The 16,069-nt window shown below is 41.5% G+C and carries 11 protein-coding genes; 10 read left to right on the top strand and 1 reads right to left on the bottom strand.

Annotation, left to right across the window (positions count from 1 at the left end; genetic code table 11):
* Positions 1-4: 4 nt before the first annotated feature.
* From mfd to Q0486_RS09775, 7 genes are all read left to right on the top strand, one after another.
* Positions 5-3,376: a transcription-repair coupling factor gene (mfd, locus tag Q0486_RS09805; protein WP_299232628.1), complete on the top strand. Its 3,372-nt coding sequence runs from the start codon at positions 5-7 to the stop codon at positions 3,374-3,376.
* Between the two features lie 84 nt (positions 3,377-3,460).
* Positions 3,461-6,754, top strand: coding sequence for a S41 family peptidase (locus Q0486_RS09800; protein WP_299232469.1), 3,294 nt, complete (start codon positions 3,461-3,463; stop codon positions 6,752-6,754).
* A gap of 400 nt (positions 6,755-7,154) precedes the next feature.
* Positions 7,155-7,715: a cytochrome c nitrite reductase small subunit gene (gene nrfH, locus Q0486_RS09795; protein WP_299232467.1), complete on the top strand. Its 561-nt coding sequence runs from the start codon at positions 7,155-7,157 to the stop codon at positions 7,713-7,715.
* A 20-nt stretch (positions 7,716-7,735) separates the two neighbouring features.
* Positions 7,736-9,211: an ammonia-forming cytochrome c nitrite reductase gene (nrfA, locus tag Q0486_RS09790; protein ID WP_299232465.1), complete on the top strand. Its 1,476-nt coding sequence runs from the start codon at positions 7,736-7,738 to the stop codon at positions 9,209-9,211.
* 7 nt (positions 9,212-9,218) lie between these two features.
* Entirely contained in the window at positions 9,219-10,442 is a 1,224-nt protein-coding gene (locus Q0486_RS09785; RefSeq protein ID WP_299232463.1) for a cytochrome c biogenesis protein ResB, read from the top strand.
* Positions 10,443-10,458: 16 nt separating this feature from the next.
* The gene (gene ccsA / locus Q0486_RS09780; RefSeq protein WP_299232625.1) at positions 10,459-11,247 is read left to right on the top strand and encodes a cytochrome c biogenesis protein CcsA; all 789 of its coding nucleotides are present in this window, start codon (positions 10,459-10,461) and stop codon (positions 11,245-11,247) included.
* A 17-nt stretch (positions 11,248-11,264) separates the two neighbouring features.
* Entirely contained in the window at positions 11,265-12,551 is a 1,287-nt protein-coding gene (locus Q0486_RS09775; protein WP_299232461.1) for an alginate export family protein, read from the top strand.
* Positions 12,552-12,599: 48 nt separating this feature from the next.
* On the opposite strand, the gene Q0486_RS09770 is transcribed toward Q0486_RS09775, so the two are convergent.
* Positions 12,600-13,292, bottom strand: coding sequence for a Crp/Fnr family transcriptional regulator (locus tag Q0486_RS09770; RefSeq protein WP_299232460.1), 693 nt, complete (start codon positions 13,290-13,292; stop codon positions 12,600-12,602).
* Between the two features lie 174 nt (positions 13,293-13,466).
* Here Q0486_RS09770 and Q0486_RS09765 point away from each other — a divergent pair, with 174 nt between their 5' ends.
* From Q0486_RS09765 to thiD, 3 genes are read left to right on the top strand one after another with little or no spacing between them, the layout of a single operon-like run.
* Positions 13,467-13,982, top strand: coding sequence for a pyridoxamine 5'-phosphate oxidase family protein (locus Q0486_RS09765; protein WP_299232458.1), 516 nt, complete (start codon positions 13,467-13,469; stop codon positions 13,980-13,982).
* 21 nt (positions 13,983-14,003) lie between these two features.
* The gene (locus Q0486_RS09760; protein ID WP_299232456.1) at positions 14,004-15,152 is read left to right on the top strand and encodes an aspartate aminotransferase family protein; all 1,149 of its coding nucleotides are present in this window, start codon (positions 14,004-14,006) and stop codon (positions 15,150-15,152) included.
* Positions 15,145-15,960 (top strand): bifunctional hydroxymethylpyrimidine kinase/phosphomethylpyrimidine kinase, encoded by an 816-nt coding sequence (gene thiD, locus Q0486_RS09755; RefSeq protein WP_299232455.1) that lies wholly within the window; start codon positions 15,145-15,147, stop codon positions 15,958-15,960. Before Q0486_RS09760 ends, thiD begins: the two co-directional genes overlap by 8 nt.
* Positions 15,961-16,069: the final 109 nt, after the last annotated feature.

The following is a 16,069-nucleotide window of genomic DNA, read 5'->3' as shown; positions in this document are numbered from 1 at the left end:
AACGATGACTATTTCAGAATTGCAAAGCGTATATGCTGCACATCCTAATACCAAAGGTTTGGCTACGATTATTAAGGATAACGGCATAAAAACTGTATATGTGGACGGTGTGCATGCCTCGTGTATGTCATTGTTCTTTTCGGCGTTTATAAAAGAAAATCCTTCAGTATATGTATTTGTCCTCAACGACAATGAGGAAGCGGGATATTTCTATCACGATATGGTTCAGGCCAATGGTGATGCGGATATTCTGTTTTTCCCATCGTCATACAGGCGTGCAATAAAATACGGTCAGAAAGATGCGGCAAATGAGATTTTGCGCACAGAAGTATTGAGCCGTCTGGAGAAGAGGGATAATGTGGCAGTGGTTACTTATCCTGAGGCTCTGGCAGAGAAGGTGGTATCGAAGAAGCTTCTCACGGATAAGACCGTATCGTTAAAGGTAGGTCAGAATATAGAGACTGACACAATAGCAGCACAACTGGTTTCTCTTGGTTTCGACCATGTGGACTATGTTTATGAGCCGGGACAGTTTGCCACTCGTGGAAGTATTCTCGATGTGTTTTCGTTTGCATCAGAGTTTCCTTACCGTATAGACTTCTTTGGTGATGAGATAGACAGTATAAGAACTTTTGAGGTAGAGTCGCAGTTGTCTAAGGAAAAGAAGTCGGCCGTTAATATTGTTCCCGAACTTACTGGGGTGAGCGGAGACTCGGTTACATTCCTTGATTTTCTTCCGTCGCATGCATTACTGTGTGTGAAAGACCTGTTATGGGTAAGGGAAAGGATACAGAGTATTCACGATGAAGTCCTTTCATCGCAGGCTATAGCTGCCGCCGAAGACGGTGACAATGTGGAACTGCCTGACATACAGAAAACCATTATTCAAGGAACTGATTTCACAGACAAGGCTCTTGATTTCAGAAGGATTGATTTTGGCGCAAAACCTATCGGCACACCTCAGGCAAGGTTGAAGTTTGAGACTTCTGTCCAACCTATTTTTCATAAGAATTTTGATATGGTTTCGTCTTCTCTGAATGATTTCATTCAGCGAGGGTATAAGATATATATATGTTCAGACAGCTCCAAACAGACTGACCGACTGAAGGATATATTCAAGGAGAGGGGAGACAAGATAGAATTTGAACCAGTAGATCGCACTCTTCATGAAGGTTTCGTAGATCATACAATGCGTTTGTGTATATTTACCGACCATCAGATTTTCGACCGTTTCCATAAATATAATCTCCGCAGCGACAAGGCACGTAGCGGAAAAGTAGCGCTTTCGTTGAAGGAACTTAATCAGTTTGAACCGGGAGACTATGTTGTTCATATAGATCATGGTATCGGCCGTTTCGCCGGACTGGTGCGCATACCTAACGGAAATACCACTCAGGAAGTAATCAAACTGATTTATCAGAATGACGATGTGGTGTTCGTGTCAATCCATTCGTTGCATAAGATATCCAAGTATAAGGGTAAGGAAGGCGAACCGCCAAGAATAAGTAAATTGGGTACAGGCGCATGGGAGAAAATCAAGGAACGCACCAAGACCAAGATAAAGGATATAGCCCGCGACCTTATAAAACTTTATTCGCAGCGCAAACAGGAAAAGGGTTTCAAATACAGTCCGGACAGCTTTTTGCAGCATGAGCTGGAAGCGTCGTTCCTGTACGAAGATACTCCGGACCAATCGAAAGCCACTCAGGAAGTGAAAGCCGATATGGAGAGCGACCGTCCTATGGATAGACTTGTTTGTGGAGACGTAGGTTTCGGTAAGACGGAAGTTGCCGTAAGAGCGGCTTTCAAGGCTGTGGCAGACAATAAACAGGTGGCAGTACTTGTCCCTACAACAGTTCTTGCATACCAGCATTTTCAGACTTTCAAAAAACGACTTGAGGGATTGCCTTGCAAGGTGGAATATCTTAGCCGTGCACGTACGGCCAAGGATACCAGTAGAATATTGAAAGAACTTGCCGACGGGCAGATAAATATCCTTATAGGAACTCACAAGATAATAGGCAAGAGTGTCAAGTTCAAGGATTTGGGCTTGCTTATCATAGACGAGGAACAGAAGTTCGGGGTAAGTGTGAAAGAAAAACTCCGTCAGATAAAGGTGAATGTTGATACACTTACTATGACGGCCACACCTATTCCGCGAACACTGCAGTTCTCGCTTATGGGCGCAAGAGACCTTTCCGTGATACAGACACCGCCGCCAAACAGATATCCTATACAGACAGAGGTTCATACTTTCAACGAGGAGATAATAACCGAGGCTATAAACTTCGAGATGAGTCGTAACGGTCAGGTGTTCTTTGTGAACAACCGCATACAGAACCTTGTTGAGCTGAAGGCTCTTATAGAAAGAAACATACCGGATTGCCGTGTATGTATAGGCCATGGGCAGATGCAGCCGGAGGAACTTGAGAAGATTATCTTCGATTTCGTAAATTATGATTACGATGTACTTCTGGCAACAACCATAATCGAAAGTGGTATAGACATTCCGAATGCCAATACCATAATAATAAACCAGGCGCAGAATTTTGGTTTGAGCGACCTGCATCAGATGCGCGGACGTGTTGGACGTGGAAACAAGAAAGCCTTCTGCTATCTGCTTGCACCTCCATTGAGTTCGCTCACGCCTGAGGCACGCCGCCGTCTGCAGGCTATTGAGAATTTCAGCGATTTGGGTAGCGGTATCCATATAGCCATGCAGGATCTTGATATCCGTGGTGCAGGAAATATGCTTGGAGCCGAACAGAGTGGATTTATTGCAGACCTTGGTTATGAGACTTATCAGAAGATTTTGGCAGAAGCTGTTACCGAACTTAAAAACGATGAGTTCTCCGAACTTTATGCCGATGAGGTAAAAGCAGGTGAGGAAGTTTTGAGCGGTGAAGGATTTGTTGATGAATGTACAGTAGAAAGCGACCTAGAGCTGTTGTTCCCTAATGAATATATCCCAAGCAGCAGCGAAAGGATGTTGCTCTACCGTGAGCTTGATAAGCTGGAACTTGACAAGGATGTAGAAGATTTCAAAGCGCGTCTGATAGACCGTTTCGGAGCAATTCCACCGGAAGGAGAAGAGCTGATACGTATAGTTCCGTTGAGACGTATCGCCAAGCGTCTTGGTATAGAGAAGATATTCCTGAAATCAGGACGTATGACACTCTTCTTTGTAAGCAATCCTGACAGTCCGTACTATCAGAGTGAGGCTTTCGGCAAGATGATAGGCTATATGTCACGCTATCCTCGCCAGTGTAATCTCAGAGAGCAGAATGGAAAACGCAGCATGATTATCAAGGATATAAAAGATGTGCAGTCGGCTGTTAGGGAGTTGCAGGAGATAACGAGCATACAGGCTGGATAAGATAATTAGACAATGGAAATTTATAAAGATTAAAAATATTTGTTGATACAAAATAATATAGAACTTAAATATAATATTTGAAAAATGAGAAAGAATATTCTAATGCTTATACTTGGTGCCGGGGCTTTGACTGCTCAGGCTGCAAGTATTAATCCTCTATGGATGCGTGATGTACGCATATCACCCGATGGTAAGTCTGTGGTTTTCTGCTATAAGGGAGATGTGTATAAGGTAAATGCTAATGGTGGACAGGCTGTTCAGCTTACCACACAGGAGTCGTATGAATCAGACCCGGTATGGTCGCCAGACGGTAAGCAAATAGCTTTTGCAAGCGACCGTTATGGTAATCAGGATGTGTTCATTATGTCGGCTGATGGTGGTCCGGCACGCAGACTTACTCTTAATTCTGCGTCAGAGATACCGACAGCTTTCAGTCCCGACGGCAAGTTCGTTTATTTTTCCGCCTCTATTCAGGACCCTGCACAGAGTGCCCTTTTTCCTACTTCGGCTATGACCGAACTTTATAAAGTTCCAGCAGAAGGAGGAAAAACTTTACAGGTTCTTGCTACTCCTGCCGAAATGGTTGAGTTTAATAATGAAGGCGATTTGTTCCTTTATCAGGACTGTAAGGGGTATGAAGACGAGTGGAGAAAGCATCATACTTCTTCCGTAACACGTGATGTCTGGTTATATGATACCAAAAGCGGAAAACATACCAATCTTACAGAGCGTGCTGGTGAAGACAGAAATCCTGTGTTCTCGGATGATGAGAAGACTGTGTTCTTCCTGAGTGAAAGAAACGGAGGATCTTTTAATGTCTATTCTTTCCCACTATCAGATCCAAAGAATGTGAGCCGGATTTCCGATTTTAAGGTTCATCCCGTAAGATTCCTTTCGGTTGGTGACGGAAATAAATTGTGCTACTCTTATAATGGTGAGATTTATACTCAGAACCTTGGAGAAAAGCCAAAGAAACTGAATGTTACTGTTGTGAGAGATGATGAGGCTATGCCTGAAAATATGAGCTTCACACGTGGCGCAAGTGAGGCGGTAGTATCTCCAGACGGTAAACAGGTGGCATTTATTGTACGTGGTGAGGTTTTTGTGACTTCTGTAGAATACAATACTACCAAGCAGATAACCAATACTCCGGAAGCAGAGAAAGGTGTTTCTTTCGGGGCAGACAACCGCACTTTGGTTTATGCAAGCGAAAGAGGAGGTAACTGGGGACTATATCTGGCTAAGATAGCCCGTAAGGATGATCCTAACTTCCCTAACGCTACACTTATAGAGGAAGAAGCTTTGCTGCCTTCAACATCGGTGGAACGTGGATATCCAAAGTTCTCTCCCGACGGTAAGGAAGTTGCTTTCATCGAAGACAGAAACAAACTTATGGTGGTGAACCTCGAATCGAAGAAAGTAAGACAGATTACCGATGGTTCTACATGGTATAATACTTACGGAGGATTTGAGTATTCATGGAGTCCTGACGGAAAGTGGTTCACTCTTGAATTTATAGGTCACAAACACGATCCTTACACTGACATAGGTATTGTTAAGGCAGACGGAAAAGGAGATATTGTGAATATTACAGGAAGCGGTTACACAAGCGGTTCTCCTCGTTGGGTTATGGATGGTAATGCTCTTCTTTTCACTACAGAGAGATATGGTATGCGCAATCATGCTTCATGGGGCTCGCTGGATGATGTAATGATAGTTTTCATGAATCAGGATTCATACGATAAATTCCGTCTTAGCAAGGAGGATTATGAAATAGAGAAGGCTCTGAAGGAAGAACAGGAGAAGGCTTCCAAGAAGGAGAATAACTCTAAAGGCGACAAGAGTTCAAAGAAAGATGATAAGAAATCAAAGAAGGGTGATGATGCCGACAAGAAAGACGAAGAATCAGTAAAACCTGTTGAAGTTGAAACAGAAGGCATAGAAGACCGTATTGTCCGTCTTACTCCTAACTCATCAAGCATAGCTTCTGCTATTATTTCAAAGGACGGAGAAAAGCTTTACTATCTGTCTTCATTCGAAGGTGGATATGATATGTGGAAGTTGGATTTGAGAAAAAAAGAGACTAAGCTCCTGCATAAGATGGATGCCGGATGGGGAGATATGCAGACTGATAAGGAAGGTAAGGCTGTATTTATTTTAGGCGGAAGCAATATGCAGAAAATGGATGCTTCGTCTGAGTCTCTAAAGCCTATAACATATAAGGCTGAAATGAAAATGGACCTTGCTGCAGAACGTGAGTATATGTTTAATCATGTATATAAACAGGAGAAGAAACGTTTCTATGAGGTTAATATGCATGGAGTAGATTGGGAAGGACTTACTGCGGCTTATCGCCGTTTCTTGCCTCATATCTCAAATAATTATGATTTTGCCGAGATGCTTAGTGAGTGGCTTGGCGAGCTTAATGTTTCGCATACCGGTGCAAGTTACCGTCCGTCTTCAAAAACTGAAGCTACAGCAAACCTGGGATTACTGTACGACTGGGAATACTCCGGCAAGGGACTTCGTATCTCCGAAGTTGTGACCAAAGGTCCGTTCGACAGAAAGAACTCTAAAGTTGAGGCCGGTAATATAATAGAAAAAATTGACGGCAGTGTTATAGATAAGGATACAGACTATACTACTCTCCTTAACGGAAAGGCCGGAAAGAAGGTGCTTGTATCTGTTTATAATCCAGAATCCGGAGAAAGATGGGATGAAGTGGTTAAGCCGGTTACAAGTGGTGCCATGAGTTCCCTTCTGTATAAACGTTGGGTTAAGCAGCGTGCCGATGAGGTAGAGAAACTTTCCGATGGACGTTTGGGATATGTTCATATCCAGTCTATGGACGACGGAAGTTTCCGTACAGTCTATTCTGATATCTTAGGTAAGTACAATAATTGTGAAGGAATTGTCATCGATACACGCTTCAATGGTGGAGGTCGCCTGCATGAGGATATCGAGGTACTGTTTAGTGGCAAGAAATATTTCACACAGGTGGTAAGAGGACGTGAAGCCTGTGATATGCCAAGCCGCAGATGGAACAAGCCTTCTATTATGCTTCAGTGTGAGGCCAATTACTCTAATGCTCATGGAACTCCTTGGGTATATAAGCATAGAGGTATAGGCAAACTGGTGGGTGCTCCTGTTCCAGGAACTATGACAAGTGTCAACTGGGAGCGTCTTCAGGACCCTACACTGGTATTCGGTATTCCTGTGGTAGGTTATCGTTTGCCTGACGGAAGCTATCTGGAAAATACACAGCTTGAACCGGATATATACATTTTGAACTCTCCTGAAACTATTGTTAAAGGTGAGGATACTCAGCTGAAGGCTGCTGTAGAGGAATTGCTGAAAGAGATTGATTTGAAGAAGTAAGATAAATCTATCATATATAATAAAAAGACAGATGATGTATCATTATTTTCATGGTACATCATCTGTCTTTTTATATATCTGTACACTTTCAGTTTGAGATAATAATTTTCAGTGATGAAAATTGTCATTCCGAAGTTTTTTCTTGTAAACGTCTTGATGATTACTATAAACCACACTGTAGTTTGTATAAATTACAGTGTTATTTCTATAAACAACAGTGTGGTTTATAGAAACATAAGTTATATTTATAGATTATACATAGTTGTTTTTGTTTTTTATCTGTTCCTTTTATACTTTTCTATAACATAAAAGATTATAAATGGGAAAATATATAGTCAGTGTAATATATCTTACACTGTATTTCTGGATAAAATATTTTATTTGCAAAAAAGTATAATTTATGAAGTTATCCAAACGACAAAAAATCATAATGGCTGTCATAGCCGGAGTCATAGTAGGAGGAGGGGGATTCTTCCTGTATATGCTGAGGGCTCATACATATCTAACTGACGAGCCTTCGGCTTGTGTGAATTGTCACATCATGTCGCCTTATTATGCTACGTGGATGCACAGTTCGCATTCAAGAAATGCAACGTGTAATGACTGCCATGTACCGCATGAGAATTTTATAAAGAAATGGACGTTCAAGGGAATGGACGGAATGAAACATGTCGCGGCTTTCCTTACAAATTCGGAGCCTCAGGTCATACAGGCTCATCCTGCAAGTTCGCAAGTTATAATGAATAACTGTATCAGATGTCACCAACAATTGAATACAGAATTTGTGGAAACAGGACGCATAGACTATATGATGTCCGAAGTAGGAAAGGGGAAGGCATGCTGGGACTGCCACAGAGATGTTCCTCATGGAGGAAAAAACAGTCTTTCATCCACACCTGCAGCTATTGTACCGTTACCGGATTCTCTCGTTCCGGAATGGCTTAGAAAAATTAAGAAGTAAAATAATTAAATCTAGAATATATGATGAATAATTTTAAATCTTGGCATGGATGGTTGTTGTTTTTTGTTTCAATGGCCGTAGTTTTTTGTTTGGGATTAGCGGTGTCTGCTCTGTCTGAACGTAGGGCAGAGGTGGTAAGTATCTTCAACAACAGGAAGAACCCTATGAAGGGAATCGTTCCACAGAATGAGAAGTTCCAAAGTGATTTTCCTCGTGAATATCAGACATGGACAGAAACTGCCAGAACTGATTTCCGGAGCGAGTTCAATGGAAACATACAGGTTGATGTACTCGAACAGCGTCCCGAAATGGTGATTCTGTGGGCAGGCTATGCTTTCTCAAAAGATTATGCTACACCACGAGGACACATGCATGCCATAGAGGATATCCGTGCAACTCTCCGTACAGGCGCCCCTCAGACAGCAAACGACGGACCACAACCTTCGACCTGTTGGACTTGTAAAAGTCCGGATGTCCCGCATATGATGCAGGAAATAGGAGTTGATTCATTCTATAACAACAAGTGGGCAGCTTTCGGTTCTGAGATTGTAAACCCTATAGGATGTTCGGATTGTCATGATTCCGAGACTATGGACCTTCACATCAGCCGTCCGGCACTGATTGAAGCTTTTGCCCGTCAGGGAAAAGACATAACAAAGGCTACACCACAGGAAATGCGCTCACTGGTGTGTGCGCAGTGTCATGTGGAATACTACTTTAAGGGTGATGGAAAATATCTTACATTCCCTTGGGATAAAGGCATGACCGTAGAAGCTATGGAGCAGTATTATGATGAAAATAATTTTACCGACTATACTCATGCATTAAGTCGTGCGCCTATCATCAAGGCACAGCATCCTGACTATGAGATTTCGCAGATGGGAATACACGGACAGCGTGGAGTATCATGTGCTGACTGCCATATGCCATATAAGAGTGAAGGCGGTATGAAGTTCAGTGACCATCATATTCAGAGTCCGCTTGCCATGATAGACCGTACTTGTCAGGTTTGTCATCGTGAAAGCGAAGAGACTTTGCGAAACAATGTTTACGAACGTCAGCGTAAGGCTAATGAAATAAGAAACCGTCTTGAAAAGGAACTTGCGTCTGCACATATAGAAGCCAAGTTCGCATGGGATAAGGGTGCTACAGAAACTGAGATGAAACCGGTGCTGAAACTCCTTCGAGAAGCACAGTGGAGATGGGATTTTGGAGTCGCTTCACACGGAGCCGCATTCCATGCACCTCAGGAGATACAGAGAATCCTTTCGCATGGACTGGACAGAGCTTTGCAGGCACGACTCTCTATATCAAAGGTTCTTGCAAAGCATGGATATACCGATGATGTTCCTATGCCTGATATTTCTACAAAGGATAAGGCTCAGAAATTTATCGGACTCGATATCCCTGCTGAGAAAGCTGCCAAGGAACGTTTTATGAACAATACTGTTCCTGGATGGCTGAAAGAAGCAAAGGCTAACGGACGTATTATCTAAAATTGATATGTGGAATAATTCTTGGGGACTGAAAGAAGGTATAATGGCCTGTGGCGGACTTATCGCCATAGGTCTTATACTTCATTTTATTACCGGTGCTGTTGACTGGAACAATTTTGCCAGTCCGCTTAATATATATATATTGATTCTGTATGTGACCGCCTTGATAATGCTATATATTTTAAGGTCGAAGCTGTATTTCGTACGTTGGGCTATGTCGTATAAGGCTGCTGTTCCGTCTTTGATTGCTGTTGTTCTCCTTACATTGCTTATGGGAATGATAAGGCAAGTGCCGTCTTCGGTACAGTCGGAAGATGTATTTATCTTGAATCGCATGCTTTCATTCTGGCCTTTTATTCTTGTCTATCTCTGGATGACTACCATTGTAGGATTGGTTTCTATAAGGAGTCTGTTTCATTTTCGCATCAGAAGAATACCGTTTCTGTTGAATCATCTTGGCCTGTTCATAGCCTTGGTTTCTGCTACTTTGGGAAGTGCCGATATGAAGAGACTTACGATGAACACCCGTATAGGTCAGGCGGAATGGCGTGCCACTGATGCTGATGGAAATGTGTACGAACTGCCTCTGGCTGTCGAGCTGAAAGACTTCAGTATTGATGAATATCCTCCCAAGCTTATGTTGATAGATAATGCTACAGGCAAGGCTCTACCCTATGATGCGCCGGAACATATCTTGCTGGAGGAAGGGGTAAAATCAGGAATGTTGTCAGGATGGAATATTGAGATATCGGAGATAATAGAGATGGCTGCTTCTGTATCGGGGAATGATACTGTGAAGTATGTGGAATGGCCTAGTGCCGGAGCCACTTATGCCGTTAATGTTAGAGCTGTATCGCCTGACGGCAAACAGTCAGTCGGTGGATGGGTAAGTTGCGGAAGTTTCCTTTTCCCTTATCAGGCATTGCGTCTTGACGATGATTGCAGCCTTGTCATGCCCGATATGGAGCCTCGCCGTTATTCATCCGACGTAGTGATTTATACTGAGAGCGGCAAAACGCTGGAAGAGACTATAGAGGTGAACAAGCCTGCCGAGATAGAAAGTTGGAAGATATATCAGCTTAGCTATGACGAAAGCAAAGGGCGCTGGAGCGATATAAGTGTTTTTGAACTGGTTTCAGACCCGTGGTTGCCTGCCGTATATGTCGGAATTATAATGATGATGCTGGGATCTGTATGTATGTTCGTTACAGCACAAAAGAATAACAATTAGCAAACAAGTGATTATGATGAATTGGGATTGGTTTATATATTTTGCTGTATTGTCTGTGATTTTTTGGATTGCAGGTTCTTGGAATGCCTTTAAAGGATCACAGTCGAAGGCATGCGTTTTCATGGTTGTTGGACTCCTGGTGTTCGGTATCTTCATAGGTCTGTTGTGGGAATCATTGGAACGTCCTCCACTGCGCACTATGGGAGAGACTCGTCTCTGGTACTCTTTCTTTTTGCCATTGGCCGGACTGATAACCTATGTCAGATGGAAATACAAATGGATTCTGTGTTTCAGTACCATACTGTCAGTGGTATTCATTTGCGTCAACCTGCTCAAGCCTGAGATTCACAATAAGGCGTTAATGCCGGCATTGCAGAGTCCGTGGTTTGCTCCTCATGTCATTATCTATATGTTCGCATACGCTATGTTGGGAGCCTCTGCCATAATGGGAGTTTATCTTCTATGGATAAAGAAGACTAGGTGCGATGTTAAGGAGATGGCTTTATGTGATAATCTGGTGTATATAGGTCTGTCATTCATGACTTGGGGAATGCTGACCGGTGCCTTGTGGGCTAAAGAGGCATGGGGACACTACTGGTCTTGGGACCCTAAAGAAACATGGGCTGCCGTAACATGGTTTTCATATCTTACCTATATCCATATCAGATTAGGAATACAGGGCAGAGAGAAGTCATCCTTGTATATATTGCTTTTGTCGTTTATATTTCTTCAGATGTGTTGGTGGGGTATTAACTATCTGCCTTCAGCACAGGGAAGCAGTATCCATACTTATAATATGAACTGATTAAAACCTTGAAATTTATGGGAAAAATAAGTTTACATTTTTTGATCCCATTCCTTCTTATGGGGAATGCATCATTGTTTTATGCTCAAGATGACAAAAAAGAGGATGACAGTTTCTGGGTGTCAGCTCAGATTCGTACAAGGGGAGAATACCGTAATGGTGCATTGTATCCCCGGGATAAAGGAATGTCTCCGGCTGGATTCGTAAACGAGCGTGCCAGACTTACATTGGGTTATGAACGTCAGAAACTGGCTTTAAGGTTTTCTGCACAGCATGTAGGTGTATGGGGACAGGATGCCCTTATTGATAAAAACGGGCGTTTCATATTGAATGAGGCATGGGCATCTTTCAATATGAATGACTATTGGTTTGTGCAGCTGGGTAGGCAGGCATTGGTGTACGATGATGAACGAATCCTCGGAAACCTTGACTGGAATGTTGCCGGACGTTATCATGACGCGTTGAAGATAGGATATAAGCACAATGGTTATCAGCTTCATGGAATATTTGCTTTCAATCAGAATGACGAAAACGTAATAGGAGGAACATTCTATGACAGTAGTAAAACCAAACTATACAAGAATATGCAGACGTTGTGGTATCATTATGATTGCGCATCAACACCTCTGCAGGTTTCATTGCTTGCGATGAACATTGGTCAGGAAGGTGGAGATGCAGCAACAAGGAAAGCTGATACCAAATACATGCAGACTTTCGGTACTTATATCAAATATACACCGGACGTATGGAACTTCTCAGGATCATTCTATTATCAGACCGGTAAAAATGTGGCTTCACGCACTGTTTCCGCTTATATGGGAAATATAGACCTCTCATATAGTATAAACAGATTATGGTCTGTAGGTATAGGTACAGACTATTTGAGCGGAAGCAACGATGCAGACGGAAAATATAAGGCGTTCAATCCTCTATATGGCACACATCATAAGTTTTACGGAGGAATGGATTATTTCTATGCCACAGATTTCGCGGTTGGTTATAATCCAGGCCTTTCGGATACTCATGTGGAAGTTGACTTCAAGGTATCAAATGCTGTATCTATGGGGCTGAATTATCATTATTTTGCTACAGCGGTCAAGCTGGACAATCTGAAACGTACGCTTGGTTCTGAGATTGACTATCAGATGAACTGGAAAATAATGAAAGATGTAAGTCTGTCCTTAGGTTATTCCGTTATGTTAGGAACCTTAACAATGGATGTTGTAAAAGGTGGAAACCACAGCAGTTGGCAAGACTGGGGATGGATTTCGCTAAATATAAACCCAAGAATTTTTATAAAATGACATAAATGATGATTAAGGCTATTCTGTTCGTGGGATGGCCTTTTTCTTTTATAGAACAATGTTCTTTATAGCCTTCAGATCCAGTTCAATATAATTATTTTCCTTACGGGTAATAATGCCTTCCTTCTCCATCTTGTTGAATTCTGTTGATAGGGCAGGGCGTGTGACATTAATGTATTCTGCCAGTTGGGTGATGGTATGCGTAAGCTTTATTGTAGATGTCCCTTTGTCAATTCTTTTCATAAGATATACCAGAATTCTTTCACGTATGGTCTTTCTTGATAGAACATCCAGTCTCATAGTGGTACATACATTGCAATTTCCCGAGACACAAAGGAAATTCTTCAATATATCAGGGTATTTGCTTATCAGTTCGAATGTAGAGTCTTTGGTGGCTGTCAGTAATACAGATCTCTCTATAGTCTTAAATGTGGCAGGTAGACGGTTGTCCTTCTTGAATAGGTGAGGTGTGGCAAATGCCCTTGGCGATTCTATATATTCTATCAGGACCTCATTGGCATTAGCATCGATGATATTTACTTCCAATGTACCTTTTAGAAGTACATACAGATTGCAGCATACATTGCCCTGTTCCAATACAACAGTGTTTTCATCAATATCATAAAGCTTTACATCAAGCTTTATGATAATCTCATGTTTAATGTTGTCAGGCAAATCACAGAATAGCGGTATTGACAGCAGTTTCTCTTTGTAGTAATTATCGAAAGTTATTGTTTTCATCTTTGCTTTTCGGTTTCAGATACAAAAGTATCTGTTTAATCTCTAATAGTCAAATATATTTACGTATTAATGTTTTTTATTTATTGCCAAATGCATGTCTCTGTCATAAATCTTACATACGGATAGGAGTAATGATAGTATTTTTGTGGCTGTTGAATGATTAATTTATGGAATATGAGAAAAACAAGTCGTGAAATGGACAGCCAATGGGCATTGGAGGTGATGCGAAAGGCTCCTTATATAACTGTAAGTTTTACCAGAGTGGACGGTACTGCATACGGCGTGCCGCTTTCTCTGGCAAGTAAAGATGATAATGTATGGTATTTTCATTGTGCTCCGGAGGGGGATAAACTTGATGCCATTGCTGTGAATCCGGAAGTATGCCTTTCTGCTGTAACAAAATGCCAGCCCACTGTAGGACCTAAAGACGGAACATTCACTCTCCAGTATCGCTCGGCTATCGCATTCGGAAAGGCTGAGATTGTAACTGACGATTATGAAAAGGTACTGGCTCTAAGATTGATAAGCCAACGTTTCTTACCCAATCACATGGATGCTTTCGAAGAAGCGGTTGAGAGAAGTCTTCATCGTACGGCGGTTGTCAGGATAATCTTATTTGATCCTCCGACAGGAAAGCGTAAGCAGTACGATAAGAATGGTGATGAGATGAAGTATGGCAGGATGGAATAATAAAATACTAAAGAATTGCTTATGAATTTGTTTGATGTATATTCTGTATTTCCCATAAATATAGTTCGTGGAAAAGGCTGTTATGTATATGATGAAGTCGGAAATTCATATATGGATTTCTATGGTGGACATGCTGTAATATCAATTGGACACTCTCATCCGTATCTGATAAAGTGTATGTATGAGCAGATGCAGAATCTGATGTTCTATTCTAACTCTGTGATTAATAAACTCCAGGAAAAACTTGCATACGAATTAGGGGAATTATCCGGTTATCCGGATTACAGTGCGTTCTTTGTCAATTCGGGAGCCGAAGCCAATGAGAATGCCCTTAAACTGGCATCGTTTCATACCGGAAAGAAAAAGGTTATAGCTTTCAAGAGTTCTTTCCATGGCCGTACGTCTGCTGCAGTAGAAGTGACAGACAACCCACTGATAACTGCACCTATTAATTCCAATGACAATGTCTATTTTGCAGATATGAATATTGCCGAGATTGAGGACGTGCTGCGTAAAGGTGATGTATGTGCTGTGATAATAGAAGGAATATCGGGAGTGGGAGGAATAAGAGTTCCTGATGATGAATTCCTCAAGGCTTTAAGAAAGCTTACTCAACAATATAATGCTGTTCTCATTCTGGATGAGATACAATCCGGTTACGGACGTACAGGAAAGTTCTTTGCCCATCAATGGTGCGGCATAAAACCTGACATCATTACTGTGGCAAAAGGCATAGCAAATGGTTTTCCTTTCTCTGGAGTATTGATAAGCGATGATTTCAAACCGTGTAAGGGAATGCTTGGAACCACATTTGGAGGAAATCATCTGGGTTGTGCGGCTGCATTGTCTGTTATTCAGGTTATGAAAGATGAACACCTTATTGAGAATGCCAATGAAGTAGGTTCTTATTTTATCAGTAAATTACGATCTTTGAGTTATCCGTTAATAATGGAAGTGAGAGGGCGTGGACTGATGATAGGGATTGAGTTTGCTGTCCCTGTATCTGTTATTCGCAATTCTTTGCTGTATGATTATCATATATTTACTGGATACTCAGGAAAGAATGTTCTCAGGATATTGCCTCCATTGTGTGTCTCAAAATCGGAGGTGGATTGTTTTATAGATAAGTTTATCAGGTGTTTGCATAAGGTTGAATGCGGAAATGATTGAGCAGGAAGAAAAATTGCCTTATAAGGTTTTTGTTATAGCTGGAAGCGAACCTTTGGGTACGGCTGGTATTCAGGCTGACATCAAAGCAATATCTGCATGTGGCGGATATGCAGCCGGAGCAATAACATGCGTTGTTGATGAGGATACAGAACACGTGAAAGATGTATGTCTGATACCGGTTGAAATGGTTGTCTCCCAGATTATATCATTTATGGAAGATGTTGAGGCTGATTGTATTAAAACAGGGATGTTATATTCGAAAGAATTGGTGTTTCGGGTATCTGAAACATTGAGAAAATATGCTCATATCCCTTTGGTAGTAGATCCTGTTATGGTTAGTTCTTCAGGGGATCAACTGTTGGAAGATGATGCTGTTCTATATTATAGAAAATATCTTATTCCTCTTGCTTCCCTTATAATACCCAATATGAGGGAGGCGGAGATCCTACTTGGCAGAAGGTTGAATATTGGTGGTATCAAGGATGATTTAAGAGAACTGTCCCAGTGGGGAAATTCTGTGATTGTTAAGTCTGTACGGTGTGATGATAAAATCTCAGATTATTTTTATTGTCCGCAGAATGATTGCTTTAAGGAATATACTAAACCTTTTATTGAAACAAGGAATGTGAATGGTACAGGTGATATGTTTGCTTCTGCTATAGCTACATATATAGCCATGGGATGTAATATAGTTGATGCCATAGATAAATCTGAAGAGTTTATTTATAATGCTATAAAATATGGTGCTAGATTTTCGTTCGGGACAGGATTTGGACCAGCTTTTCCATTCTATAATAATTGGAGGTAAAATGTTTACAACACCTTAATTGAAATATATAATTTTGATTTATTTGTTACAGCTTTGTAATAACATACTTTCTTAGTGATTTTTTATTGTGAAAAATACACCTTATTAT

Origin of the sequence: uncultured Bacteroides sp., assembly GCF_937912035.1 — a bacterium.
Lineage (GTDB): Bacteria > Bacteroidota > Bacteroidia > Bacteroidales > Bacteroidaceae > Phocaeicola.
This window is presented reverse-complemented; position numbering and strand designations above follow the sequence as displayed.